Below are 26654 nucleotides of genomic sequence, written 5' to 3' on the forward strand. Positions count from 1 at the left end.
CATGAATTATTTAACAACGATAGTTCGAAACAATTTTATATCTTAGTAAAAACACAATCATGATATTGGATCTTCTATTTCCCAATCGACGTCTTCATTGTAACAGAATTATTGAAGCTGAGCTTCTTGTTTGTAATTTATGTTTCAATCAAATCAATTTTATGCATTATGATTATTCTGAAAATAATCCAGTGAAAGAGAAATGCAAGCTTCTTTTTCCTATTGAGAATTCTTATGCATTAATTCAGTTTGAGGAGGAAAGTCTAAGTCGGAAAATCATCCATGAATTAAAATACAGAAACAGGGAAATAACAGGAAAAATCCTTGCAGACTGGACCATAGAAAGATTAGATTTTAAAGATCTGAAACCTGATCTAATGATAAGTGTTCCTCTTCATCCTAAAAAATTGAGAGAACGTGGATACAACCAACTTCATCTGTTTACGGAAACACTGTCTAAGTTCTACGAAATACCTTTTGATCACCATTTAATTCAACGAAATCATTATTCCAAGGCACAAGCTTTAAAAGATAAACAACATCGTATAGATACAATCAATACTTTTTCAATAACAAAACCTGTTACCGGAAAGCATATTCTTCTGATTGATGATGTTTTTACAACAGGAAATACAGTCTCTTCTATTGCATGGGAAATTTTGAATGCCGGAGATAATAAAGTGAGTGTGCTGGTGATGGCAATGGACGTTTAAAGAAGTTTAAGGTTTACTACAAATTATTAATTTTAAGTAATTTCTTTTTTTCCTGTTCCGATTCTTTTACTTAATTTTCCGGAAACAAATAGCTATGCCCAATCTGATCTTATTACATGGAGCTTTAGGTCACTCTGACATATTCAATCCTTATCTGGAAAAACTTTCATCTTATTTTACCATTCACACTCCGCTATTTTCAGGACATGGAAGTCTTGAAATTCCTGCAGAGGGAATCAACATAGAAAAATACACTCAGGAATTGGCGGAATATTGTGCAGAGAACAATCTTAAAGATGTATTTATTTTTGGACACAGCATGGGTGGCTATGTTGCGCTTTGCTATGCTTTGAAGAATCCAGAAAATGTCAATTCAATTATTACTTTGGGGACAAAATTTGAATGGAGTGAAGAGCAGGCTATCAAAGAAAGCAAAATGCTTAATCCTGATACAATTCTTGAAAAAATCCCACAATACGCCCAAGCTTTAGAGAAACAGCATGGTACAAAATGGAAACAACTCCTTCCTGCCATTGCCGATTTAATGATTAATCTGGGGAAAAATCCACCTTTGAAAAACAATCTTGCAACGATTAATATACCTGTTCAGATTATGGTGGGAGATAAAGATAATATGGTAACTATTGAAGAAAGCACTGATGTTTACAGGGCACTTCCGAATGCAAAATTGGTCGTACTCCCAGACACCAAGCATCCTATGGATAAAGTACGACCAAATTTATTGTTAAGCTTAATAAAAGATTTCTGGAACCTTTCCTAGCGTATTATCTCTGAAGTTTTTCTCCGTAGCTAAGATCTCCGGCATCACCCAATCCTGGCGTGATATATCCTTTTGAAGTTAAATCTTCATCAATAGCTCCTACCCAAATGTGAGCATCCGGATATGCATTCTGAACGGTTTCAACACCTTGTCTTGAAGCGATTGCTGCCACGATATGAAGCTGTGTAGGATTTCCGTTTGTTAATAAGTCTTTGATTGCTTCAATCAGAGAAGCTCCTGTAGCTAACATTGGATCTGCAACGATTAAAGGTCTTCCTTCAATATTCGGGCAAGTAAGATAATCTTGTTTGATTGAAAAATAATCATTAGCATCGTGTTTTCTGTAAGCTGCTACAAAACCACAATCTGCTCTGTCAAGATAGTTCAGAATACCTTCAAATAAAGGAACACCAGCTCTTAAAATAGTTGTAATAACAGGTTGTACTGCTATTTCGGTGCTTTTAATGGTATCTAAAGGAGTCTGAATTTCAACTTCTCTTACTTCCAATCCTTTACTGATCTCAAAGGCAGCAATTTCTCCGATTCTCTCCATATTTCGTCGGAATCTCATCCGATCATGCTGAACCTGAACGTTTCGAAGTTCATTAATCCATTCATTAACAAGGGAAAAATTTTGCGATAAAATAGTAAGCATGAAAATTTTAGGTTTTTAATTACAGTTAATCGACATTGATTCTACAAAATTACAACTAAAAAATGAATTTGCAGATTCATGTCCGAGGAATAAAGTAGGTCTATAAAAAATCTGGTAAGGAATTTACCTCACCAGATTCTATTAAAAGTCGTTTTTTATTTTTGTCTGAAATAGACTTCGATAGGAACTCCGGTAAACCCGAATTCTTTTCTCAATTGATTTTCAGTAAATCTCTTATACGGCTCTTTCACATACTGTGGCAGGTTGCAGAAGAATACAAACTGCGGCGAAGGTGTAGGAAGCTGAACGCAATATTTAATTTTGATATATTTTCCTTTCAACGCAGGTGGTGGAGTGTTTTCGAAAATAGGAAGCATTACTTCATTCAGTTTTGAAGTTTTGATCTTCTTTTTACGGTCTTCATATACCTCCATTGCTACATCTACAGCTTTAAGGATTCTCTGTTTCGTTAATGCTGAAACGAATAAAATTGGAATATCCTGGAATTGACCAATTTTATCTTTGATCGCTTTCTCGAAGTCACGCATTGTATTGGTCTGCTTGTCTTCAACTAAATCCCATTTATTAACAAGGATAACGATACCTTTTCTGTTTTTCTGTGCCAATCCGAAGATATTCATATCCTGAGATTCCCATCCTTGTGTAGCATCTACCATAATGATCACTACATCAGAATATTCGATAGAACGGATAGATCTCATTACTGAATAGAATTCAAGATCTTCGTTTACTTTGGACTTTCTTCTCATTCCGGCAGTATCAACCAATACAAACTCATGTCCGAATTTGTTATATAAAGTTTGAATACTGTCTCTTGTTGTTCCGGCAATATCTGTTACAATATTTCTTTCTACATCCAATAAGGCATTAGTCATGGTAGACTTTCCTACGTTCGGACGACCGGCAATGGTAATTTTAGGTAATCCTTCGAAAGGATCTTTATATTCTGTTGTTGGAAAATCTTTTACGATATCATCTAATAAATCTCCTGTTCCTGAACCTGTAGCTGAAGAAAGAGTGTAATATTTATCGATTCCTAACTGGTAAAATTCTGTTGCAGGAAGTTCTTCTTTTGAAGAATCCACTTTATTGATAACAATATAAATCGGTTTATTGGATCTTCTCAATAATCTGTAAATTTCCTGATCCGTATCAGTAAGCCCTTCTTCCACATTCATCATAAAGATAATAGAAGTAGCTTCATCTACTGCCAATTGTACCTGCTTACGAATCTCTTCTTCAAAGATATCATCTGTACCTACATCATATCCTCCTGTATCAATTACTGTAAAATCTACCCCATTCCAGTCAGATTTTCCGTAGTGACGGTCTCTGGTTACACCGGCTGTAGAATCTACAATAGCCTCTCTTCTTTCTAATAAACGGTTAAAAAGCGTGGATTTTCCTACGTTGGGACGTCCAACGATTGCGACAATATTTGACATAAAAAATGTTTAATAATCCTTTTGCTGTGCTCAGGATAAGTTATTAATGGGTTACTCCAACTTTTGGAGCCCAATTTTTTGCAAAGATAAGGTTTTATTATTTAGTTTTAAAAATCTCCTCTATTTTGAAAAATTTTTCATGAAAAATAATTATTTGTATATCAATACATAAGGCTATTTACAGGCAATAATGTTAATAATTTTTTAATTTTGATTTTTGTAGTTCAAATAATTTTTCTAGTTTTGCAGCATCAAAACAGACCCATGGTGTAGCGGTAACACTACTGATTTTGGTTCAGTCATCTGGGGTTCGAATCCCTGTGGGTCTACATTGAACACAAGCAATCTTCTGATTATCGGAAGATTGCTTTTTTTATTAGCTTTAACATTTCCAATTTTACTTTTTCAGGTGTTTCTTATATTTGTTTTCGATCCTACTGAAATTAATTAGAACTATTTCCCAGTCAAGCATTCTTCTTACAATGAATATAAAATATTACTCATAAAAACAACGGGCTGCCTTTTCCAAGACAGCCCGTTTATATAAGATTAAAAAAGATTAAGCCAGATCGAATCTATCCAGATTCATCACCTTTGTCCAAGCTTTAACAAAATCATTGATAAATTTTCCTTGCGCATCGGCACTTCCATACACTTCAGCAACCGCTCTCAATTCAGAATTTGATCCGAATACAAGATCCGCACGGGTAGCTGTCCATTTTGGCTGTCCTGTTTTACGATCTGTTCCTATGTATACTTCTTTATCGTCTGACATAGCTTTCCATTGTGTTCCCATATCCAAAAGATTAACAAAGAAATCATTGGTAAGAACTCCCGGACGGCTGGTAAATACTCCATGTTTTGAACCATCAAAATTAGTATCTAAAGAACGCATACCTCCTACCAGAACGGTTAATTCAGGAGCAGTAAGTGTTAATAACTGAGCTTTATCAATTAATAAAGACTCTGTAGAAACAGTGAATTTCGTTTTCAGGTAGTTACGGAATCCATCTGCTGCAGGCTCTAAATATCCCATAGACTCTACATCCGTTTGCTCCTGAGAAGCATCCATTCTTCCTGGTGCAAAAGAAACTTTCACTTCATGTCCTGCATTTCTTGCGGCTGCTTCTACAGCTGCATTTCCTGCTAGAACAATTAAATCTGCTAAAGATATTTTCTTACCTCCGTTTTGAGCATTGAATTCATTTTGGATTCCTTCCAATACTCCTAAAACTTTTTGTAATTGAGTAGGATTGTTTACCGCCCAGTTTCTTTGAGGCTCCAGTCTGATTCTTGATCCATTAGCACCACCACGTTTATCACTTCCTCTAAAAGTAGAAGCAGAAGCCCAAGCAGTAGATACCAATTCCGAGATACTTAATCCGGAATTCAGAACTTTAGATTTTAATGCTTCAACATCTGAATCGTTTACCAGTTCGTGATTTACCTCAGGGATTGGATCTTGCCAGATTAATTCTTCTTGCGGAACATCTGGTCCTAAATAGCGGGCACGAGGTCCCATATCTCTGTGTGTTAATTTAAACCATGCACGTGCAAATGCATCTGCAAACGCATCGGGGTTTTCGTAGAAATGTCTTGATATTTTTTCGTAAACAGGATCCAATCTTAATGAAAGGTCTGTTGTAAGCATTGTCGGTCTATGCTTTTTATTAGGATCAAATGCATCAGGAATGATTTCAGCTCCGTCCTTCGCTACCCATTGATGAGCTCCGGCAGGGCTTTTTGTCAGTTCCCATTCATTTTCGAATAAGTTTTTAAAGAAGTAGTTACTCCATTGAGTAGGTGTTTCCGTCCACGTCACTTCCAATCCACTGGAAATAGCATCTCTTCCACTTCCTGATTTATAGCTGCTTGCCCATCCTAATCCTTGTTGTTCAATTCCGGCTGCTTCCGGTTCTTTACCAACATGATCTGCTGGTCCTGCTCCGTGTGTTTTTCCAAAAGTATGTCCACCAGCAATTAAAGCAACAGTTTCTTCATCATTCATCGCCATACGACCGAAAGTATCTCTGATATCTTTGGCTGCTGCAATCGGATCTGGATTTCCATCCGGTCCTTCAGGATTTACATAAATTAATCCCATTTGTACTGCCGCCAATGGATTTTCAAGATTTCTGGAATGAATATCTCCATCTGCTTTGTCATCGGTAGGCAAAACTGCAGAATGCCCTTCAATAGCACCTTCTGATCCATGAGCATAACGTAGATCACCTCCAAGCCATGTTTTTTCTGATCCCCAATATACATCTGCATCCGGTTCCCATACATCTGCACGTCCTCCGGCAAATCCGAATGTTTTGAATCCCATAGATTCAAGAGCAACGTTTCCTGTAAGAATTAAAAGGTCTGCCCAAGATATATTTCTACCATATTTTTGTTTGATGGGCCATAATAATCTTCTGGCTTTATCAAGACTTACGTTGTCAGGCCAGCTATTTAATGGTGCAAAGCGTTGTTGTCCTGCTCCGGCTCCACCTCTACCGTCACCTACACGGTAAGTTCCGGCGCTATGCCATGCCATACGGATAAATAAAGGTCCGTAATGTCCAAAGTCTGCAGGCCACCAGTCCTGAGAATCTGTCATTAAAGCATGAAGGTCTTTTTTTACCGCCTCAAGATCAAGGCTTTTAAATGCTTCTGCGTAATCAAAGTCTTTATCCATAGGATCAGACAGTGATGAATGCTGACGTAGAAGATCTACCCTTAGCTGATCAGGCCACCAATCTTTATTTTGAGTTCCTTCACCTGCTACACTCTTCTTCATTGTTCCGTTATGAAACGGGCATTTACTGATGTCATTCAAATCTTTTTCCATTGTCGTTTATTTATTTTATATTGATTAATACAGTTTTAAGTAATTCCTCTGTTGTAAGGACATGACAAACTTACAACGTTCACATAATAAATACAATCTATTAATATTTATTTCAATGATAGTTAAAAACTATAAAGAAATATTTCCGACAGCATCTGAACTATAGACACAATTGTGGTATTAAGTTAGTAATTTTTTAAATCCGTTCGGGGACCAATGCTTTATTTAGAATAACTCAACGTAAGGAAGAAAAGTTGGAAGCATAAAGCTGAAGGGGAGAAAACTATAATAGACAGAAAACAATTTTAGAATGTTTATTTTAATGAGTAAAAGAAAAAATCCTCGTCTTCTACATACCCACTCACAGCTTTCAACCTTATCATAAAAAAATTAACTATCTTTATAAATCACAAGTATGAATATTGTCCCATGAAAAAAATATTAGTTATTATTCTCGTAGGATTTATTATAATCCAGTTTTTTCCAATTGATAAAACCAATCCACGCCCTACTCCCGGCATGGACTTTCTGAAAATAAAAAACACTCCGGAAAAAGTGGCAAAAATCATCAGAACTTCATGCTATGACTGTCATTCCAATGAAACTAAATACCCGTGGTATGCTGATATTTCTCCTGTTTCATGGTATGTAAAAAATCATATTGATGAAGGAAGAAAGCATCTTAATTTTTCTACCTTTGCAGTATATGAATCTCAAAGACAGCTTCGTAAACTGGAAGAATGTATAGAAATGGTTGAGAAAAAAGAAATGCCGCTTGAGTCTTACTATATTGGACATCAAAATGCAAAACTAACTGATGAACAACGTGCAGATCTTGTAAAATATTTCAAACAGGCTAAAGAAGATACTGAAAGAAGGATCATGTTCAACAAATAAAAGTGATGGAAAACTGGGAGAATAAACATATTGTATTTTTTGACGGAGATTGTGGTGTCTGCAATTTCTGGGTGCAATGGATTCTGGAAAGAGATAAAAAAGACCAATTTATGTTTGCTTCACTTCAATCTGAATTTGGGCAGAAATTTTTATCCGAAAGAGGTTTAGAATCTAAAGTTTTCAACACTCTATATCTTTGGAAACCGAAACAATATTACCTTATAAAATCGAAAGCAGTATTACAAATTGCCAATATTTTAGGAGGCGTTTATAAACTTTCCGCTATTGGTAAAATACTGCCATCCTCTTTGAGTGATAAAGCATATGATATGGTTTCAAGAAACAGAATGAAACTTGCCAATCAAAAGTGTTTTCTTCCAGATCAGCATCAGAAGAAAAAATTCATACAGGTATAATCTCCCACAGATTTCACAAATTTACACAGATGTTGATGCTATAAATTGTAAATCTGCTTTATCTACAAAATCTGCGAGAGATAAAAATTATATTACTTAAGTTTTGAGCTCTGAATACGTTACTCATTATTTATAAATTAAGTGACCATACAGAATAACTATTCGGTGGACATTGAATTTTCACACGCTTATCTGCCTGCGTAGTCGGATACCAAGTCGAATGCCCTGTAAAATCTTTGATCTGCTGATTACTCCAATTGGTATCAACCCATCTTTCCTGCCAGTTTGACGAGGTATTGATATATACGACTAATCCCGGATTTCCATTGTATCCGTTACGTCTTGCAATATATTCATCATTGTCTGTATATAAAATAGAGGTTGTTCCGGTAGCTTTATTATTATGAATCCAAATTAGATTATTTAATCTTTCCTTATTCAGCCACTCTTCATAATCCCGGTAAAAAATGGTAGGATACCCTTCATGAGTTAAAATATAGGCATATGCCGGCATTTTATTATAGATAACATCCGTATCATGATTTGCCACGAAGGTTACCGCTTTGTAAGGATTTCTTTTCCACATCATATCATCATTCAACACATTCAGATTTCCGTTATCAAAAGCTTCATCCATTTTATAATACGCAGCAAAATCAAATACAGAACTGTTTGCATTATTTGCCCACCATTCTAAAGTATTGACATTGGAATCCCACAATTCACCTACAGAAAAACCACCTACTTTTGAGTTCCATGTATTAACGACCCAGGGACCAAAACCTTTAACGTAATCAAATCTCCAGCCATCAAATTTCATCACATTTTTATAGTACTTCGCTACCGAATCATCTCTTCCCCAAAGCCAATCCTGTACATGAGGATTAGCATGACAAAGATCTGGAAATCCACCAAAGGCACCTTCATCATTGTTTCCGTAAGAATTTTTATAAAAGTCGTTATAATTTCTCTGAAACTTTCCGGAAGCAACTCCAGAAAAGTTAGTCCATGTATTTGTTCCTGTAAAAGGATTGGCTTCAGATTGCCCGCCACTGTTATGATTAATAACGATATCAGCATAAACCTGCATATTTTCTGCGTGAGCTTTTGTAATCAATGCTTCTAGTTCTATTCTTGATCCAAAACGGGTTTCTACGCTTCCGTTTTGATTAAAGTTTCCAAAATCATAATAATCAGTAGGATCATACCCCATAGAATAGGCACCATTCTGCGCTTTTGAAGCCGGAGGAAGCCAGACTGCACCAATTCCTGCATTAGACCACGCTGTTAATTTGTCTTTAACCGTATTCCACCAGTTACCACCATCAGGAACATCCCAATAAAATCCCTGCATCAGAACACTGCCACCAGGTCCTGCTACAAATTTTGCGTGAGCTGAGCCAGATCCGCTTCCCGTACTGAAAGGTTTTCCGTCATGATGGGTAACATTTACAATTTTATCATGTACTTCTTCCTGTTGAGAAGTTTTTATATCAGCTTCATCTCTGTTCTGACAAGAGCTGATCAGGGCTAAAGCCAATAGGGAAAGAATAAAATTCGTTTTTCTCATTGTAAAATTCAATTATTAACCTATTAACTAAATTACATTTTTATTGAAAACAAATTCAATATAACGAGAAATATTTTTATTTTAAATAATAATTCAAGAAGAAACTCATCTAAATTTTTCATTAAAAAATCATAAATTTTTAAGATTCTCGAAACAATTTTTCTTTTAATCCATATATTTGCATACTATGGAATACAATACCCAAAAAACTCAGCTTCATATGCCGGAATACGGCAGAATTATACAACAGTTGGTTGAGCGCTGCAAAGAACTTCCTACCAAAGAGGAAAGGAACGAAATGGCTATGGCAATCATCGATTTTATGGGTCAGAGAAACCCACAACTTCGCGACGAAGAAAATTATAAACATAAACTTTGGGATCATCTTTTTATTCTTGCCAATCATGATTTGGATGTAGATTCTCCTTATCCGTTCCCTACCATGGAACAATTGGCAGAAAAACCTAAAAGAATGGAATATCCAAAACTGCAGGGTGACTTTAAATTTTACGGAAAAAGTATTCTTCAATTAATAGAAAAAGCAATTGAACTGGAGACGGGTGATGAAAAAGAAGCCCTTATTGAGGTAATTGCCAACAATATGAAGAAGTCTTACAATGTTTACAATAAAGAACACGTAACGGATGATGTTATTTTCAGACATCTGAAAGAATTATCAGAAAACAGGTTGGATCTTACAGGAATTGATTCTCTTGAAAAGAGTAAAATTTATTATACTAGCAATAATAACAACCGAAACAACAATAACAACAACCGAAATAGCGGGAACAACAATAATAACAATAAGAACCAACCTAATAAAAGAAGGCATAACAACAATCATAAAAACAGAAAATAATGAGTGGAACATTTCAAATAAGAGGAGGAAAAAGACTGCAGGGTGAAATAACTCCACAAGGAGCTAAGAATGAAGCTCTACAAATTTTATGTGCAGTTTTGTTAACTGACGAGGAAGTAAGAATTAAAAATATTCCGGACATTCATGATGTAAACAGACTGATTGAGATTCTTGGAGATTTCGGAGTAAAAGTTACTAAAAACGGCCATGGAGATTATACTTTCAAGGCTGATAAAGTAAACTTCGATTATATAAAGTCAAACGAATTCAAAAAAGACGGTGCAAAGTTACGTGGATCTATCATGTTGATGGGACCAATGTTAGCTCGTTATGGAGAAGCTTATATGCCAACACCTGGAGGTGATAAGATCGGAAGAAGAAGATTGGATACCCATTTCCAGGGATTAGTAGAACTTGGTGCGGAGTTCCATTATGATGAAGAGGAATATTTCTATTCTTTAAAAGCGAAAGAACTTACAGGAAAATTCATCCTGTTGGAAGAAGCTTCTGTAACGGGAACGGCTAATATTGTAATGGCTGCAGCTTTAGCAAAAGGTAAAACAAGAATTTACAACGCTGCTTGCGAACCTTACCTTCAGCAATTATGTAAAATGCTGAACAGAATGGGAGCAAATATTTCAGGAATCGGATCTAATCTTCTTACCATTGAAGGGGTAGATTATTTAAGAGGTACTGAACACACTATGCTTCCGGATATGGTAGAAATCGGATCTTGGATTGGGCTTGCAGCTATGACAAAATCTGAAATCACTATCAAAAATGTAAACTGGAATCAATTGGGAGTAATTCCAAATACATTCAGAAAACTAGGAATTCAGCTTGAGCAAAGTGGTGATGATATTTACATCCCGGCTCAGGAACATTATAAAATTCAGAAATTTATTGACGGATCTATCCTTACTATTTCCGATGCTCCATGGCCAGGTTTCACACCGGATTTATTATCTATTATTCTGGTAGTGGCTACTCAGGCTAAAGGAAGTATTTTGGTTCATCAGAAAATGTTTGAATCCAGATTATTCTTTGTAGATAAATTAATTGATATGGGAGCTCAGATCATTTTATGTGATCCGCACAGAGCTACAGTAATCGGATTGAATCAGGAAGCGCCGTTAAGAGGAACTACAATGGTTTCCCCAGATATTAGAGCTGGTAACGCCCTTCTTATTGCAGCCCTTTCTGCAGAAGGAAAATCTATTATCCATAACATCGAGCAAATCGACAGAGGATATGAAAACATCGATGGAAGACTAAAAGCATTAGGTGCTGATATCGAAAGAATTTAAACTTATTTTTATTACTATAGAGCGTTCAGAGAAATCTGAGCGCTTTTTTATTTCCCTCGTTTTTACGTAAGCTTCATCAAATGAATTTTAATTGATTATCTCTTTGCGGTCTTAAAATATGGGATTTGGAGAATAGAACTTTGTATTTAAGAAAGTAATAATTGTTCTTTTTATGGCTACCCCATCAAAAATTCTTTGAATTTTTGCCACCCCTCCAGAGTAGGGGAATTTTCATTCCATCCATTGGAATATTTGTTAAGATTGAAAGTTTGTAGAGGTCAATATTTACTTTTTATTAAAAAATCTGCGTAATGTGTTTAATCTGCGAGAGCATAAAAAAAGCGTCCGGTAAAAGAACCGGACACTTTGGGTAATTAAAACTATATGAATCTCCCTTAAGAATATTTTCGGCAGAAGTACTCCACCGTTGTATTCAGAAGTTTATTTTTATTCAAATAGACTTCAAGTTTATGATAGTCCTCTGAATTTGCATTTATATACAACTGTACCGAACCAAAACTATATCCGTTTACATATTCAACGTTTGCTGACAACACTCTATGACAAATTCCCAATTGATTGTGGATGGTGTTCATTAAATGCTCAAATTTCATTTTACCATTTAATTCTATTTCCAATAACAATTCTTTTTTAGGCAGGTTCAGTTTATTTTGAAAAACCTGCAGGCTTGGGTTAGGTGTAATCATCGTTAAACATTTTTGGGTTAAATACTCTCAGATCATATTGCGCTCTGCATTTAAATCTGTCACAAAAATATAAAAAAATATTAGTCCACCAAATTAGTAGACTAATATTTTTGAAAAAATTTTAAAAAAAAGAGAAGCAATAATTGCTTCTCCTCATATTTTAAAGATCTCCTACCCTTTTTAGTTTTTCTGATCCAGCCAATCCATTCGGATTACAACCTAGCTCTCCTTCAGGTACTTTCAGGTTTTTCTTACTATAAAATTCTTCCCAGAAAGTATTAACTTTTTTTGTTTTTGGATCAATGAAAGTCATTGGTTCTAATTTAAAAATATGATTATCCCGAAAAGCTCTTTCCACAAAATCTGAACAATAGTACGAGCTTTCATCTAAGATATAGTTGAAATTATAAGGTTTTCCTAACATAGAATTTGCCTTTGTAATGGCTGCTGGAATTGAGTTTTGATATTCAGGCTTCAGGCGGTAGACAACAATATTTTGCTGATCTTTTTTCTGATCGTTAATAAAACTCTTCAGATTTTGTTTTTGAGATCCTCCTTTTGGAGCAGCGTGCAAAACGTACATTTTATTTCCGTCCTTTTCTAAAATACCAATATGATCAAATGAAGCTGCTTTCTGTTTTTGAGTAACATTATTAATTGCCCCGGAAAGTCCGGTTTCCTTTGCTGTTACAAAAAGTAAATCACCATTTTGAAGTTGGCTTGTCCCCTGATAAGAAGTACACTGTACAAACAGTACAATCAAAAGGATCAAAAACCCTTTACCAATTCCTTTTTTATTCAAGATCATTTTAAATTTCTGTATTCTAATTATTATTTCTGCTCAAAATTACAAAATAGAAATCATTACATTTGTAGTGCATATCGAGTAACTTCTCTTAGTAACCCAAACACACTATCCTTTCTTATGCCTCATATTTTGCTTGTTGAAGATGATAAAAGACTTTCACGCCTTATTGGTAGAGGACTTTTGGAACAGGATATGGATGTAAGTTTTGCCTATGATGGTGAAAAAGCCACAGAACTTGCCTCTACTCAGGATTTTGATCTCATTATTACTGATATTATTGTTCCGTTAAAAAATGGATTGGATTTTTGTAAAGAAATTAAGACCTTAAAACCCCTGATTCCTGTCATTATGCTTACAGCACTGGGAACTACAGATGACAAACTGGAAGGTTTTGATTCAGGAGCTGATGATTATCTTACCAAACCTTTTGAAATGCGTGAACTGATTGCAAGGGTTAAAGTTTTAATGAAAAGATTCTCGCTTCACTCACCTACAGAACAAGTATTAAAATACGAAAGCATTGAAATGGATCTCAAGCTGAAATCTGTAAGCCGAAGCGGAATTGCGATTAAGCTTACCCCAAAAGAGTTCAATCTGATGAAATACATGCTTGAAAACCCTGAAAGAGTTCTTTCCCGTTCGGAAATTGCCGAAAACGTATGGGAAACTCATTTTGATACCGGAACCAATTTCATTGACGTATATATCAATTATATCAGAAAGAAAATTGATAAGGATTTTGAAAATAAACTGATTCATACCAAAGCCGGAATGGGTTTTATTTTAAAAAAAGGATACGAGGAACATCAGCAATAATTCTTAACACATGAAAGTCAGAACCCGTCTTACCTTACTTTTTACCTTTGTCACGGCAATGCTGATGGTGTTTTATGGTATTGCGGTATATTATTCTTCAAGTGAAGCAAGGGAAATTTCATTCTATGCTCAGCTGAGAAATGAAGCGGTGGCAAAGGCAAATCTTTTTTTCCAAAGTACATTGAGTGAAAAGGAAATGCATCGTGTTTACAAGAACAATACAAAAACCATCAACGAGGTTCAGGTAGCCATCTATGATCCGGAATTCAACCTGATTTATCATGATGACTCAAAGGTAGATTACGTAAAGGAAGATCCTAAAATGCTTTCTAATATTCAGAAAAAGAAAGAGCTCAGTTTCTTTATTGATGATCTACAAGCAATAGGAACCATTTATTCTCATAACGGAAAAGAATATCTGGTAACAGCAGCAGGATATGACCAATACGGATATAGCTCGATCAACCATTTATTAACCATCAGTATCATAGCTTTTATCAGCATTTTGATTCTGGTTTATCTGGCAGGAATATTTCTTTCAAAAAAAGCATTGAACCCACTCAGTGAAATGGTGAGCCAAATAAAAAAAATAACTGCCGGAAAGTTACAATTACGTCTGAAAACAACAGGTGAAAAAGATGAACTTAATGAGTTAGCCCAAAACTTCAACGGAATGCTGGAAAGGCTTGAGAATTCTTTTGATGCTCAAAAACATTTTGTTTCTAATATTTCACATGAACTTCGCACCCCGTTATCTGCCATTATTACAGAATTGGAACATTCTTCTGAAAAAGAACAGACACAAGAGGAATATCAACAAACTATTCAATATGCTTTGGATGACGCCAGAAATATGGTCAAATTATCCAACAGTTTAATGGATCTTGCCAAAGCGAGCTATGATCCTAATGAAATAAGTTTTTCTGAAATACGACTTGATGAAATTCTTCTGGAGTCTTATTCAAAGATAATAAAAGAGAATTCAGAATATAAAGTTTCTTTGAATATTGATAGCGATATTGATGAACCTCAACTCCTTCTACAAGGGAATGAATATCTGTTACAGGTTGCCTTCAACAATCTCATCGATAATGCCTGTAAATATTCTCCAATACACACATGCTCCATTGAAGTGAAAGGAGACTCAAAAACACTTTCAATCCAATTTATCAATACAGGAATTACTATTTCTCAGAATGACTTATTACATATTTTTGAGCCATTTTATAGAAGTGAAGATTCAACAAAGGAAAAAGGATATGGAATCGGGCTTTTTCTGACAGAAAAAATTATTCACCTGCATCATGCAACTATAAAAGTGGTCTCTGAAAATAATGAAACCGTATTTACAGTGATATTTGAAATTGAAACGACTTAGTCTACCTCTTTTTGAACCACAAAAGTCACAAAAGATTTTAAACACTTAAGCTATTTTAAGTAACAAGCTTTATGCATAAAAGTACACTTAAGTTTTGAAAAACCCTGATATTCTTATCTAAAAACATCAGTGAAAACCATTGTAAATTAGCGCAAACTGTGGGAGCATAAAATAATACAATTATTTATCAAGAAATATAATAACCACAAATAGTTTAAATATTGAGCGGCTTTAAGTATGAGAAGCTGCCGCTTTATTGAAAACGGTAGTTCCTATACTTGCCGCAATAACACAACTAATAGAAATCCACTGTAAAAAAGAAAGTTCTTCCGCTAAGAAAACTAATCCCGAGAGTGCCGCAAATGCAGGTTCCAGACTCATCAGAATACTGAAAGTTTTAGCTGGAAGCTTTTTCAGAGCCATCATTTCTAATGAAAATGGTAAAGCGCTGGATAAAATAGCAACCCCCAAACCTTTTATAAAAATGGTTGGAGTCATATTAAAAACCGCACCGTCCCAAATTGTAAAAGGAATAATCACAAGACTGGCAAATAGCATCCCCGTGGTTACAGCATCTTTTCCATCCATTATTTTAGAAACTTTTCCACCCATTACGATATAAAGAGCCCAGAATATACCAGCAAGAAAAGCTAATCCAAGTCCTAACAAATCTATATGATCACTCTTCCACGGAACAATAAGCAATATTCCTACACAAGCTAATAATGCCCATACAACGTCCAACACTTTACGGGACAATGCTAATGCAAGAAATAAAGGTCCTGCAAACTCAACGGTAACAGCTAATCCTAGAGGTATTCTTTGAATCGCCATATAAAAAATAAGATTCATAGCTGCCAGCCCCGTTCCATACATGGCGCAATATTTCCACTTTTGTGGTGTAAATTCTAAAAATTTGGGACGATTAATGATGGTCAACAGAATTGCAGAAAGTACAATCCTCAAAGTAACGGTTCCAATAGCACCAATTGCCGGGAAGAGCTGTTTGGCAATAGATGCTCCACCCTGTACGCAGATGATCGCTAAAAGTGTAGCAGGAATCGCTAAATTCGAATTTTTCATTTCTAAAATTATATAATTTATAAAGACAACTTTTGGTATGAAACCAGGAAATAAAACAAGCTTTATTCTACAAAATTAATAATAGTATAGTAAAAAGCTGGACTTTTGCCAAATGTATTGAAATTTTATCTTAAAAAATGGTTACAGATGAAAGCTTTATTTCTTAATCTGTAACCATTAATCAATCTATACATAGCATCAAATAACACTATTAATTATATGATTCTTAATTTAAAAAGTCCTTTCCTCATTTTTTCTAATAAAATTCTAATAGCATTCTAAAGCTTTTCTAACGGCTTAAAAAAGCCACTCTTCCTACTTTTGCACTGTAAAAAATAAAGCACATGGACGCAGATCCTTACAGTAATTATCAATCTTAAAAGCTTTAGTTGTATTCACTTTTCCCGTACAGCTTACAGGCTTTATAAAAAAAGGAAAAGTTATGAATACATTTGAATTTACACTTCGTTTATTGACTGCATTCTGTTTAGGAGCCGGCATAGGTTTCGAAAGACAGTGGCGTAAAAAAAATGCAGGTCTTCGCACCAATACTTTAGTTTGCATAGGCTCCGCAGCATTTGTACTGATTGCCATCAGAATTGGTGGTGATGCAGCCGGAAGAATCACCTCTTATATCGTCAGCGGAATTGGTTTTCTTGGTGGTGGTGTGATCATGAAAGATGGGCTTACCGTAAGAGGATTGAATACCGCAGCTACCTTATGGTGTTCCGCAGCAATAGGAGCATTATGCGCTCTGGGATATCCAAAAGAAGCACTCATTACCGTCTTTTTCATTGTTTCTACCAATATATTTCTACGCCCTACTTTATCTACCCAAAAGGAAGCACGAAGTAAAAAGCTGGTCATTAACAAGAAAAAGAATAATACAAAACCAAAAATCAGCAACAGTACTCAATTTTATTAAGATCATGAAAAGAATAATCTTAAGCATTATCATACTTTTTGCAGCCTCATGCAAAGACAATGTACCTCAGCAGTCTCCGGAACAGGAAATTATTGTTAAAAATAATCAGGTTACCATCCCAGAGAGCAGTCCTATTTTAAAGAAAATTAAAACTTTAACTGTCAGTGATCAGGAATATAATCATGACATTACTTCTGTAGGAACCATAGAAGCGATACCCAATAATTACGCAGAGATAGCAAGCCCTTTTTCAGGAAGAATAACCAAGGCTTTTGTTAATATTGGTCAGAAAGTAAGTGCCGGAAGTCCTTTATTTGAAGTGCTCTCATCAGGCTATCTGGATGTACAGAAAGAATATTCTGACGCGTTGAATGAAGCGGGTTTGGCAGAAAAAAGATATAAACGCCAACAGGATCTTGTAAAACATGGCGTAGGTATACAGAAAGAACTGGAAGAAGCAGAGACCGAATTTAAAAATAAAAAAATCTCACTGTCCAATGCATCTACAGCTTTAAAGATTTACAACAGTCAAAGTAAAGGTTCCGGAGGATTGATTGTAAGGGCTCCTATTGCCGGAGAAGTTATTTCCAACAAAATTGTTACCGGACAATATCTCCGTGAAGATGCTGAACCCGTAATGATTGTTGCTGAACTTTCAAAAGTTTGGATCTCCGGAGAAGTCAAAGAAAAAGATCTTCGTTTTATCAAAAATGGAGATCAGGTATCCGTGAAAGTCAATACCTATCCTGACAGAGCCATTACTGGAAAAGTATACCATATTAACGACTGGGTAGATGAAGCTACACGAAGTATCAAAGTTTTAATAGAATGTAATAATCTCGACAGAACATTAAAACCCGGCATGTTTGCCACTATCATCTATTCTACCGATTCTGAAAACACAATTATCATCCCTACCTCCGCACTGATGCAAAAAGACGACAATCAATATGTATGGATCAAAACAGGAAAAAATCAATTTATGAAGCGTAATGTGACGACTACTGAAGCTTCGGAGAAAACCGTAAAGATCACATCAGGGCTAAAATCCGGCGATGAGATCATGACAACAGGAGGAATCTATCTTTTGGATGTAAAATAAATGTTCATTGAGGAAGTTTAAGCTTCCCATTAAAGTGAGAATATGAAAAAGTTATTAACAGTTTCCATACAGAAAAAGTGGCTTATACTGGCTCTTTTTATATTATTAGGATTTTTTGGATATTATTCATGGACTAAGCTTTCCGTTGAAGCTTATCCCGATATTGCAGATACTACTTCACAGGTTGTAACACAGGTACAGGGCTTGGCTGCTGAAGAAGTAGAACAACAGATTACCATTCCTCTGGAAAGAGCTCTCAACGGAATTCCCGGAATGCACGTGATGCGAAGTAAAAGCACGTTCGGACTATCCATGATTACCATCGTTTTTGATGACGGTATTGATGATTATTGGGCTAGACAGCGTATCCAGGAAAGGCTTGCTGAAGTTTCCTTACCTTATGGAGCACAGCCGGGTTTGGATCCTTTAACCTCGCCCGTAGGAGAAATTTACAGATACGTGATTGAAAGTGACAATCATAGCTTAAGAGAACTTACCGATCTTCAGAATTTCGTTATTATTCCCAGAATAAAACAGGTCTCAGGGATTGCAGATGTAACCAATTTTGGAGGGATTACCACTCAGTTTCAGATCGAACTTGATCCCAATAAACTTGAGCAATACGGTCTTTCTTTAGCAGAAATTATTGAAACAATCAGTAAAAACAATGCCAGTGCAGGAGGAAGTATGCTTCCCCGTGGAGATCTGGCGTATGTAGTTCGTGGAATAGGATTGATCAAAAATCTTGACGATCTTGGAAAAACCGTTGTAAAGACCGAAAAAGGAGTTCCTGTTTTTTTAAATGATATCGGAACTTTAAAATATGGGAACCTTGAACGTAAAGGAATCCTTGGGTTTACCGATAGAAACAGAAACTATAATGAAAGTGTAGGTGGAATCGTCTTATTATTAAAAGGACAAAATCCGTCACAGGTTTTGATTGGCGTACATGAAGCAGTAGATGAACTCAACAAAAATATTCTTCCGGCTGGTGTAAAAATTCATACCTATCTGGACAGAACTGATCTAGTAAAAACAACTCTTAATACGGTTTCTCATACATTGACGGAAGGCATTGTATTAGTCATTATTATATTGATTGTATTCCTTGGAAGCTGGCGTGGGGCTCTTTTAACGGCGATCACCATTCCATTTTCACTTCTTATTGCTTTTATTTTAATGCATTTTACCAATATTCCGGCAAACCTTCTTTCATTGGGAGCCATAGATTTCGGGATTATTGTAGATGGTTCTATTGTAATGCTGGAAGCTATTTTAAGACAGAGAGAGGAACATCCCGACAAAGAACTGGAAGAGAAAACAATCATTCAAAAAGCCACTGAAATTGCGAAACCGATATTCTTTTCCGGAATTATCATCATTACGGCTTACCTGCCTTTATTCGCATTTGAAAGAGTGGAAAAAAAATTATTTACTCCCATGGCATTTACAGTAGGATACGCATTATTAGGAGCTTTAGCAGTAGCTTTACTATTAATTCCCGGGCTTGCTTATATGATTTACAGAAAGCCCAGAAAACTTTATCACAACCAATGGCTTGAAAAAGTAAGCAATGCTTATGGAAAAGGAATTGATAAAATCATGTCCGCACCAAAAAAGATTTTCATTCCAGCCGGAATTGTATTACTGGGAGCCGGAATTCTTTCCTACAGCGTGGGTAAAGATTTCTTACCGGAACTTGACGAAGGATCCATCTGGTTGCAGGTACAGCTTCCACCCGGAATTTCTCTGAAAAAAGCACAGGAAATGAGTGATTCTCTCCGTCTCAGAACTATGAAACATTCCGAAGTCACTTACATCATGGTACAGGCAGGACGTAATGATGATGGTACCGATCCATGGACAGCTTCCCACTTTGAAGTATCCGTAGGAATCAAACCTTACAAAGAATGGGCATCAGGAAAAACAAAAGCGGACCTCATCAAAGAACTTGCAGAAGATTACAAGGAAATGCCAGGCTTTACAGTTGGTTTTTCCCAACCAATGATTGATGGAGTAATGGATAAAATATCCGGAGCCCACAGTGAATTAGTGGTAAAAATCTATGGTGATGATTTCGCAGGAACAAGACAGGTTGCCGAAAATGTTCTTTCATTACTAAAAACTATTCCCGGTTCCGCAGATCTTGCCATTGATCAGGAGCCCCCGCTTCCTCAATTGCAAATTATTGCCGACAGAAATAAAATCGCACAATACGGACTGAACGTTTCCGATGTTACTGATCTTATTGAAACCGCTCTTGGAGGAAAAGCCGTCTCGCAAATTTTCATTGGTAACAAAGTGTATGATATTTCCTGCCGCTATGTGGAAAACAGCCGTAATACTCCTGAAAAAATAGGAAACCTGATGCTTGCTTCTTCATCAGGAGCCAAAATTCCTCTTTCACAGATAGCAACCGTAAAATTAAGTACAGGGGAAAGCACCATTACCAGGGAAATGAATAAGAGACATCTTACCGTAAAACTCAATCTGAGAGGTCGAGATCTTACATCATTCCTCAACGATGCACAAAAAAGCATTGAAAAAAACATCCGTTATGACCATGAAAAATACCAGATCAAATGGGGCGGACAATTTGAAAATAAAAACAGAGCTTATTCAAGGCTTGCAGTTATTGTTCCTTTAGCATTGGCTGTGATGTTCCTTTTACTTTATGGTGCCTTTGGAACTTTCAGACAGGCATTGATTTTAATGAGTATTATTCCGCTTGCTTTATTTGGAGGAATGCTGGCGCTCAATATCAGGGGAATGTCATTGAATGTTTCTTCCGCCGTAGGTTTCATTGCCTTATTTGGAGTTGCCATTCAAAATGGAGTGATCATGGTTTCCCATATCAATACGCTCAGAAAAGGAGGAGTTCCATTGAAAGCATCGGTTATCCAGGGAGCAAAGGACCGCTTCAGACCCGTATTGATGACAGCATCCGTAGCAATTATAGGATTATTACCGGCATCACTTGCTACAGGCATTGGATCAGATGTACAAAGACCTTTGGCTACCGTCATTGTGTATGGATTGATGTTCTCTACTTTCCTTACCCTTTTTGTACTTCCTGCCATTTATTATTTAGCTGAATATCGTTTTGAAAAACAAAATGCAACATCTCATGAAATCTAATTTTTTAATCATATTATTTTGTACTGCAACTGGTATTTTCACCAAGGCACAATCTGAAAATGAGCCTATCTCCTTCAATGAGTATCTGAAGTATGTAAAGGATAAAAACCTCGGGCTAGCTGCACAGAAGTACAATGTCAGTATTGCAGAAGCCTCTATCCTTACTGCCGGAATTTTTCCTGATCCTCAAATAGAAATGGAAACCTCAAACAACGGGGTTTCCAAGGACATGGGATATACTATGGGCGGAGCAATCAGCTGGACTCTTGAACTGGGTGGAAAAAGAAAAGCAAGAATAGAAACAGCAAAAAATGAAGCTGAATATTCCAAATTACAGCTACAGGATTATGTAAGAAATCTGCTTGCTGATGCTACCTTAAGTTATATTGAAGCTTTAAAATCAAAAGCCTTACTGAACGTTCAGAAAGAATCTTATCAAAGCATGCTTAAGCTGGCAAAATCCGATAGTATCCGATACAAATTAGGAGACATTTCAAAAGTTACTTCCCAACAAAGCAGACTGGAAGCCACTTCTTTGCTTAATGAAGTTTATCAGCTTGAAGGAGCTCAACAACAATCGATCACTGCTTTGTCAGATTTTATTGGCAGCGACAGCACTGGAAAAGAAGTCACAGGAAATCTCAATTCTTTTAACAGAAGCTATACGTTGAATGATCTTATCATCAATGCCTTCAACGAAAGAGCAGATCTTTTAGCTTCAAAACAGAATATCAATACTGCAGCGAGCCGAATTAAACTTGAAAAAGCCAATCGTGTCATAGATTTAGGATTAAGTGCTGGAGCAGGACACAACACCGTTGCCAATAATGAAATAGCACCTTCACCTGCTGTCAACACCGTAAAATTAGGGATTAGTGTTCCTTTAAAATTCTCAAATCGAAGGAATGCAGATTTAAAAATTGCAGAAATGAGCTACTCTCAGGCAGAAACAGAATACAAACAGATTGAAAACAGTATTCGAATGGAAATTACTCAGGCTTATCAACAGTATACTTTTGCACAAAAACAGCTGCAACAATTTGACAATGGCATGTTAACAGAAGCTGAAAGTATATTAAAAGGAATTACTTACAGCTATCAGCGTGGAGAAAGTTCTATTCTGGAAGTTCTCAATGCCCAAAGAACATACAACGAGCTTCGTCAGAATTATTTCCAGCTCCTTGCTGACAATGCTTCTGCTTTAATTGATCTTGAACGTAAAGCAGGAATCTGGGATATTGATTTTTAAAAAGCGGGAATATTTTTAATAATAAGCTCGCAGAAACACAATAGTAACTTCATACCTAAAAAAGCCCTGACATCCATATGATTCAGGGCTTTTTTTATTTCTTATACTTAGATTCATAAATATCAATCCAGTCTTTTACTGTCATCTTTTGACTCAGTTCCGCAATCAATTCAAAAGGAATATCTTCCGGGTTTTTAAAACGTACACATGATTTCCCCATGTCCAGCTTCTTTTTGGAATGTTTCGGATACTCTGCAACAAACCAATCTAAAAGCTCCGGACGGGAATACAACCCCATATGATATAAAGCTATAAAATTCTTTTGTGAAGCCAGATTGATAAACGGCAAAGGAGTATTTGGCGTACAATGATAGCCCGCAGGATAAGTTTCTAAGGGAACAACCCACCCTATCATTCCGTAATTGGAAGTTTCTTCAAAACCTTTTGGTAAATTGTCATTAATTGCATCAAAAAGTTTCTTAAACGGCTCCTGTCTTTCTTCAGGTATCTTAGAAAGATAATCTTCTAATGAGTTCGATAGAATTTGCATTTTCAGTGAGTTTTTAGATTTTCAAATTAACAAAAATTATTAATTGATTGATTATTTTTTAAGGATAAAGTTGATTTTCAACTTTTACACCTTATATCATAAAAAAGCGGCAATACAAAGATGTACTGCCGCCCAACTTTACTTACACTAAAAAAATTATTTCTTTATTGTTTTTACAGTAGATTGAGAGCCATCCTTAAAATAAAGGGTAACAAAATACAATCCTGAATTCAATTTACTTAAATCTAGTTCTTTCACAGCGCCTTCAACAGTTGACACTACTCTTCCTGAAGTATCAGCTACCATTACAGATTTCACATTTTTTGTATCTGTGATATAAAGAATATCCTTAAAAGGATTAGGATGAACTTCTGCCTTCTTTACTTGGCGATTTACCTCTGAAGTACTTAACTGAGCTGCTTCTACAGTAAAATCATCCACATAGAAATTATAATCCAAGCTATTATTTACCGTTCCTGAAGTTCCGTAGAATGCAAATATTGTATTTGCACCTGTATTAGCTGTCAGATTATAAACAAATTCATTCGCAGTATTAGACGGAGCATTATTAGGTCCCCATGATTCCAATATTGTCCAGGTAGTTCCTCCATCTTCTGAAGCCATAAAATGAACAAGATCATCATCACCCATCGCTGAAGCAGCAGTTCCTGAATAAGTGGAAACAGCGTATTTAAACTTCACTCTATATCCTCCTGCTGAAAGGTTAAAAGGTACCGTTTTAAGCCATCCGATTCTATTGTTGGAATAAATATTCATGTGTGCGGAAGGTCCGTTAGCCGCTACATTTAAAAAATTACGCGATGTCCAAAGTGGCGAAATAGTAGTACCTGTAGGTCCTGTATCCGGGCTTCCTCCTGTTAAATTGTTTACCCAGCAATTTCCAGGGAAAGTACTAAAATCATTGGTATATGAAGGAACAATGGATCCACATAATGTAGTGAAAGATTTAGAGAATGACCACGCACTCTTACTTGTAGCACCTGTACAATTTGTTCTTACCCAATAATAATAAGTAGTACTTGGAGATAAATTGGCAAGGGTATAAGAAGTTCCCTGAACATCAAAATGATTCGGAGTTGTTGCAGCCGTAGGAGGAGTGGAACTTGTGCTATAGTAAATATCATGACTTACACCCGGATTTCCTGCAGGCATGGTCCATGAAATGTCAGCTGAATTTGAAGTTACCGTTCCGGTATTTGACAAAACAGGCGCAAGGCAACTCGTATAGGCATCTGCTGAAAAAGCAAACACATTCATTACCCCCGCAGTATTTGTTTTTGTTACTGTTACACTTTGAATAGGTTTTGTCTGATTAGCAGCATCAATCGTTAAAGCGGTCTGATATAATCTTGGATTTGTACTGCTGGATTCCAAAACATTTGTAGTTCTTAGGATCCTTCCAATTCCCTGAATGGCAAAACCAATCCCATCATACCAGTCTGAAATACTCTGTCCTGTAAAAGTCTGCGTTGTATTATCCGTAAAATTCACAGTAATATTTACAGTAGACGCTCCGCTACCGCTGGTAGAAAGCATATAAAGCTTAAAAGCTGCTATAGGAGTCGTAAATGTAATTGTTCCAGAATTACTTCCTGCCGCAGAACTGCTGATTTTCAAAGAATTATTTCCAAAATAATCCCCTAACTGAAAACTTAGTCCGGCGGTAGATGCCACCACCGAATTAACGATTCCATTCGAAGGAAGACCATAAGTAAGCGGTGTACTGCTTGATGTCAACTGAAAATCTCTTGATACAAAAGCATAAGAAACTCCATCTACATCAGTTGTTGTAGAGTTCATGGCTGAACCTACTCCATTAGCAATTACATCTTGGGTATATCCCGAACTAATCGGCATGGTTTGGAAATTTTGTGCTATCAAAGATGAAGCTGAAAGAAGAGCAATTGCGGGAATTACTCTAGAAAATAAATTTATTGTCATTTTATTCATATTTGTGGTGAAAATTAAGAAAAATATCAATATAAAAATATAATTTTTAATAAATATTCAAAAAATTATCAAAAATTAACTCAACATATACATTAATAAATTAAAATTATTCACTTTGGAAAAAGGGTTTTATAGCATAATTAAGAACGATCTTCTTTCCCTTAATTTTATTATTGAGAAATTAAATCCTATTTTTGTCATACAAATTTTTGAACAATGCCGAATATTTCAAACAGAGCACTTCATATGCCGCCATCGCCGGTAAGAAAACTGGTTCCCTTTGCGTTACAAGCAAAACAAAAAGGAATAAAAGTATATCACCTAAATATCGGGCAGCCTGATATTGAAACTCCGGAAACAGCTTTAAATGCTTTAAAGAATATTGATCTTAAAGTATTGGAATATGCGCTTTCTGAAGGGAATATCGAATACAGAAAAGCCCTTACAGAATATTATCATTCTTTAGGTTTTTCAGATTTAACACCGGATAATTTCATTGTTACGAATGGTGGTTCTGAAGCACTGAACTTTGCTATTTCTACATTATGTGACGAAGGTGATGAGGTGATCATTCCAGAACCTTATTATGCAAACTATAATGGTTTCACAAGTACATTTGACGTAAATGTAGTAGCGGTACCTTCTACTATTGATACAGGTTTTGCATTACCTCCAATTGAAGAATTCGAGAAAAAAATCACTGAAAAAACAAGAGCAATTGTAATCTGTAACCCGGGAAACCCTACAGGATACCTTTATACTCGTGAAGAGCTTCAAAAGCTTTCTGAAATTGCTTTAAAATACGATATCGTAATCATCTCTGACGAAGTATACAGAGAATATGTATATGACGGAAAACAGCAGATCTCAATGCTGGATTTCCCTGAATTAAGCGAAAACTGCATCATTATCGACTCAGAATCCAAGCGTTATTCTATGTGTGGAGTAAGAATCGGATGTATGGTTACCCGTTCTCAAAAAATCCGTAATGCAGCAATGCTTTTTGCTCAGGCAAGATTAAGCCCTGTTCTTTTAGGACAGATTGCAGCGACTGCAGCACATCAGAATGATGGTCCTTACATCAGAGCAGTAAGAGAAGAATACACTCACAGAAGAAATGTTTTAGTAGACCTTTTAAATGCTATTCCTGGGGTAATCTGCCCTAAGCCAAGAGGTGCTTTCTATTGTGTTGCTGAACTTCCGGTAGATGATACTGAGAAATTCGCACAATGGTTGTTAGAGAAATACTCTCTGAACAATGAAACCATCATGGTAGCTCCGGCAGGTGGATTCTACAGCAACCCTGAACTGGGTAAAAAGCAGGTAAGAATTGCTTACGTTTTAAAAGAAGAAGATTTAAAGAAAAGTGCCGAAATTCTGAAAGAAGCTTTAAAAAAGTATAGAGAAGAATTCAGCCTATAAAAATT

At 36.0% G+C, this 26654-nt stretch carries 22 protein-coding genes and 1 tRNA gene; 14 read left to right on the forward strand and 9 right to left on the reverse strand.

The features are described from left to right. Positions 1–59 precede the first annotated feature (59 nt). Together BBI01_RS12555 and BBI01_RS12560 are read left to right on the forward strand one after the other, a co-directional pair. Positions 60–713 carry a ComF family protein gene (locus tag BBI01_RS12555; RefSeq protein WP_065395017.1) on the forward strand — a complete coding sequence of 218 codons (654 nt, stop codon included), beginning with the start codon at positions 60–62 and terminating at the stop codon, positions 711–713. A 94-nt stretch (positions 714–807) separates the two neighbouring features. After that, positions 808–1494: an alpha/beta fold hydrolase gene (locus BBI01_RS12560; RefSeq protein ID WP_065395018.1), complete on the forward strand. Its 687-nt coding sequence runs from the start codon at positions 808–810 to the stop codon at positions 1492–1494. 4 nt (positions 1495–1498) lie between these two features. On the opposite strand, the gene upp is transcribed toward BBI01_RS12560, so the two are convergent. After that, positions 1499–2149 (reverse strand): uracil phosphoribosyltransferase, encoded by a 651-nt coding sequence (upp, locus tag BBI01_RS12565; RefSeq protein ID WP_065395019.1) that lies wholly within the window; start codon positions 2147–2149, stop codon positions 1499–1501. A gap of 155 nt (positions 2150–2304) precedes the next feature. After that, positions 2305–3615, reverse strand: coding sequence for a ribosome biogenesis GTPase Der (gene der, locus BBI01_RS12570; RefSeq protein ID WP_065395020.1), 1311 nt, complete (start codon positions 3613–3615; stop codon positions 2305–2307). Between the two features lie 258 nt (positions 3616–3873). On the opposite strand from der, the gene BBI01_RS12575 reads away from it, so the two are divergent. Beyond that, positions 3874–3944: transfer RNA gene (locus tag BBI01_RS12575), tRNA-Gln, on the forward strand. A 230-nt stretch (positions 3945–4174) separates the two neighbouring features. Here BBI01_RS12575 and katG read toward each other — a convergent pair. Continuing rightward, positions 4175–6451: a catalase/peroxidase HPI gene (gene katG / locus BBI01_RS12580; RefSeq protein ID WP_065395021.1), complete on the reverse strand. Its 2277-nt coding sequence runs from the start codon at positions 6449–6451 to the stop codon at positions 4175–4177. Between the two features lie 429 nt (positions 6452–6880). Between katG and BBI01_RS12585 the strand changes: the two genes are divergently transcribed. Then, positions 6881–7348, forward strand: coding sequence for a heme-binding domain-containing protein (locus BBI01_RS12585; RefSeq protein ID WP_065395022.1), 468 nt, complete (start codon positions 6881–6883; stop codon positions 7346–7348). Positions 7349–7353: 5 nt separating this feature from the next. After that, positions 7354–7764: a thiol-disulfide oxidoreductase DCC family protein gene (locus tag BBI01_RS12590; RefSeq protein WP_065395023.1), complete on the forward strand. Its 411-nt coding sequence runs from the start codon at positions 7354–7356 to the stop codon at positions 7762–7764. Positions 7765–7894: 130 nt separating this feature from the next. On the opposite strand, the gene BBI01_RS12595 is transcribed toward BBI01_RS12590, so the two are convergent. Next, the gene (locus BBI01_RS12595; RefSeq protein WP_065395024.1) at positions 7895–9334 is read right to left on the reverse strand and encodes an alpha-amylase; all 1440 of its coding nucleotides are present in this window, start codon (positions 9332–9334) and stop codon (positions 7895–7897) included. A gap of 187 nt (positions 9335–9521) precedes the next feature. Here BBI01_RS12595 and BBI01_RS12600 point away from each other — a divergent pair, with 187 nt between their 5' ends. Next, a complete protein-coding gene (locus BBI01_RS12600) occupies positions 9522–10193 on the forward strand; it encodes a DUF4290 domain-containing protein (protein ID WP_065395025.1) in 672 nt (223 codons plus the stop codon). After that, on the forward strand, positions 10193–11500 hold the full coding sequence (murA, locus tag BBI01_RS12605; protein ID WP_065395026.1) for a UDP-N-acetylglucosamine 1-carboxyvinyltransferase: 1308 nt from the start codon (positions 10193–10195) through the stop codon (positions 11498–11500). The genes BBI01_RS12600 and murA overlap by 1 nt, the downstream gene beginning before the upstream one ends. Before the next feature lie 395 nt (positions 11501–11895). Here the strand turns inward: murA and BBI01_RS12610 are convergent, their stop codons facing one another. Together BBI01_RS12610 and BBI01_RS12615 are read right to left on the reverse strand one after the other, a co-directional pair. Further along, entirely contained in the window at positions 11896–12207 is a 312-nt protein-coding gene (locus BBI01_RS12610) for an NIL domain-containing protein (RefSeq protein ID WP_065395027.1), read from the reverse strand. Between the two features lie 160 nt (positions 12208–12367). After that, positions 12368–13015 (reverse strand): YiiX/YebB-like N1pC/P60 family cysteine hydrolase, encoded by a 648-nt coding sequence (locus BBI01_RS12615; protein WP_083190099.1) that lies wholly within the window; start codon positions 13013–13015, stop codon positions 12368–12370. A gap of 117 nt (positions 13016–13132) precedes the next feature. Between BBI01_RS12615 and BBI01_RS12620 the strand changes: the two genes are divergently transcribed. Both BBI01_RS12620 and BBI01_RS12625 read left to right on the forward strand, forming a co-directional pair. After that, a complete protein-coding gene (locus BBI01_RS12620) occupies positions 13133–13831 on the forward strand; it encodes a response regulator transcription factor (protein WP_065395028.1) in 699 nt (232 codons plus the stop codon). Between the two features lie 10 nt (positions 13832–13841). Continuing rightward, on the forward strand, positions 13842–15209 hold the full coding sequence (locus BBI01_RS12625; RefSeq protein WP_065395029.1) for an ATP-binding protein: 1368 nt from the start codon (positions 13842–13844) through the stop codon (positions 15207–15209). 231 nt (positions 15210–15440) lie between these two features. Here BBI01_RS12625 and BBI01_RS12630 read toward each other — a convergent pair whose 3' ends face one another. Then, a complete protein-coding gene (locus BBI01_RS12630; protein WP_065395030.1) occupies positions 15441–16292 on the reverse strand; it encodes an EamA family transporter in 852 nt (283 codons plus the stop codon). Positions 16293–16734: 442 nt separating this feature from the next. Here BBI01_RS12630 and BBI01_RS12635 point away from each other — a divergent pair, with 442 nt between their 5' ends. The 4 genes from BBI01_RS12635 to BBI01_RS12650 are packed head-to-tail and all read left to right on the forward strand — an operon-like array spanning position 16735 to position 22706. Beyond that, positions 16735–17217 carry an MgtC/SapB family protein gene (locus tag BBI01_RS12635; protein WP_065395031.1) on the forward strand — a complete coding sequence of 161 codons (483 nt, stop codon included), beginning with the start codon at positions 16735–16737 and terminating at the stop codon, positions 17215–17217. Positions 17218–17221: 4 nt separating this feature from the next. Beyond that, positions 17222–18319, forward strand: a complete 1098-nt coding sequence (locus BBI01_RS12640; protein ID WP_065395032.1) for an efflux RND transporter periplasmic adaptor subunit — start codon at positions 17222–17224, stop codon at positions 18317–18319. A gap of 42 nt (positions 18320–18361) precedes the next feature. Further along, on the forward strand, positions 18362–21457 hold the full coding sequence (locus BBI01_RS12645; RefSeq protein ID WP_065395033.1) for an efflux RND transporter permease subunit: 3096 nt from the start codon (positions 18362–18364) through the stop codon (positions 21455–21457). Then, positions 21447–22706, forward strand: a complete 1260-nt coding sequence (locus tag BBI01_RS12650) for a TolC family protein (protein ID WP_185114353.1) — start codon at positions 21447–21449, stop codon at positions 22704–22706. Before BBI01_RS12645 ends, BBI01_RS12650 begins: the two co-directional genes overlap by 11 nt. Positions 22707–22800: 94 nt before the next feature. Here the strand turns inward: BBI01_RS12650 and BBI01_RS12655 are convergent, their stop codons facing one another. Beyond that, positions 22801–23256 (reverse strand): DUF1801 domain-containing protein, encoded by a 456-nt coding sequence (locus BBI01_RS12655; RefSeq protein WP_065395035.1) that lies wholly within the window; start codon positions 23254–23256, stop codon positions 22801–22803. 156 nt (positions 23257–23412) lie between these two features. Continuing rightward, complete coding sequence (locus BBI01_RS12660) at positions 23413–25218, reverse strand: T9SS type A sorting domain-containing protein (RefSeq protein ID WP_165602246.1); 1806 nt, start codon at positions 25216–25218, stop codon at positions 23413–23415. Between the two features lie 225 nt (positions 25219–25443). Between BBI01_RS12660 and BBI01_RS12665 the strand changes: the two genes are divergently transcribed. After that, the gene (locus BBI01_RS12665) at positions 25444–26649 is read left to right on the forward strand and encodes a pyridoxal phosphate-dependent aminotransferase (protein ID WP_065395037.1); all 1206 of its coding nucleotides are present in this window, start codon (positions 25444–25446) and stop codon (positions 26647–26649) included. Positions 26650–26654: the final 5 nt, after the last annotated feature.

The organism is Chryseobacterium artocarpi (genome assembly GCF_001684975.1).
GTDB classification, from domain to species: Bacteria; Bacteroidota; Bacteroidia; order Flavobacteriales; family Weeksellaceae; genus Chryseobacterium; species Chryseobacterium artocarpi.

Coding starts and splice junctions, on each gene's coding strand:
- BBI01_RS12555 (WP_065395017.1), top strand. CDS start 60: ATGATATTGGATCTTCTATTTCCCAATCGACGTCTTCATTGTAACAGA.
- BBI01_RS12560 (WP_065395018.1), top strand. CDS start 808: ATGCCCAATCTGATCTTATTACATGGAGCTTTAGGTCACTCTGACATA.
- upp (WP_065395019.1), bottom strand. CDS start 2,149: ATGCTTACTATTTTATCGCAAAATTTTTCCCTTGTTAATGAATGGATT.
- der (WP_065395020.1), bottom strand. CDS start 3,615: ATGTCAAATATTGTCGCAATCGTTGGACGTCCCAACGTAGGAAAATCC.
- katG (WP_065395021.1), bottom strand. CDS start 6,451: ATGGAAAAAGATTTGAATGACATCAGTAAATGCCCGTTTCATAACGGA.
- BBI01_RS12585 (WP_065395022.1), top strand. CDS start 6,881: ATGAAAAAAATATTAGTTATTATTCTCGTAGGATTTATTATAATCCAG.
- BBI01_RS12590 (WP_065395023.1), top strand. CDS start 7,354: ATGGAAAACTGGGAGAATAAACATATTGTATTTTTTGACGGAGATTGT.
- BBI01_RS12595 (WP_065395024.1), bottom strand. CDS start 9,334: ATGAGAAAAACGAATTTTATTCTTTCCCTATTGGCTTTAGCCCTGATC.
- BBI01_RS12600 (WP_065395025.1), top strand. CDS start 9,522: ATGGAATACAATACCCAAAAAACTCAGCTTCATATGCCGGAATACGGC.
- murA (WP_065395026.1), top strand. CDS start 10,193: ATGAGTGGAACATTTCAAATAAGAGGAGGAAAAAGACTGCAGGGTGAA.
- BBI01_RS12610 (WP_065395027.1), bottom strand. CDS start 12,207: ATGATTACACCTAACCCAAGCCTGCAGGTTTTTCAAAATAAACTGAAC.
- BBI01_RS12615 (WP_083190099.1), bottom strand. CDS start 13,015: ATGATCTTGAATAAAAAAGGAATTGGTAAAGGGTTTTTGATCCTTTTG.
- BBI01_RS12620 (WP_065395028.1), top strand. CDS start 13,133: ATGCCTCATATTTTGCTTGTTGAAGATGATAAAAGACTTTCACGCCTT.
- BBI01_RS12625 (WP_065395029.1), top strand. CDS start 13,842: ATGAAAGTCAGAACCCGTCTTACCTTACTTTTTACCTTTGTCACGGCA.
- BBI01_RS12630 (WP_065395030.1), bottom strand. CDS start 16,292: ATGAAAAATTCGAATTTAGCGATTCCTGCTACACTTTTAGCGATCATC.
- BBI01_RS12635 (WP_065395031.1), top strand. CDS start 16,735: ATGAATACATTTGAATTTACACTTCGTTTATTGACTGCATTCTGTTTA.
- BBI01_RS12640 (WP_065395032.1), top strand. CDS start 17,222: ATGAAAAGAATAATCTTAAGCATTATCATACTTTTTGCAGCCTCATGC.
- BBI01_RS12645 (WP_065395033.1), top strand. CDS start 18,362: ATGAAAAAGTTATTAACAGTTTCCATACAGAAAAAGTGGCTTATACTG.
- BBI01_RS12650 (WP_185114353.1), top strand. CDS start 21,447: ATGAAATCTAATTTTTTAATCATATTATTTTGTACTGCAACTGGTATT.
- BBI01_RS12655 (WP_065395035.1), bottom strand. CDS start 23,256: ATGCAAATTCTATCGAACTCATTAGAAGATTATCTTTCTAAGATACCT.
- BBI01_RS12660 (WP_165602246.1), bottom strand. CDS start 25,218: ATGACAATAAATTTATTTTCTAGAGTAATTCCCGCAATTGCTCTTCTT.
- BBI01_RS12665 (WP_065395037.1), top strand. CDS start 25,444: ATGCCGAATATTTCAAACAGAGCACTTCATATGCCGCCATCGCCGGTA.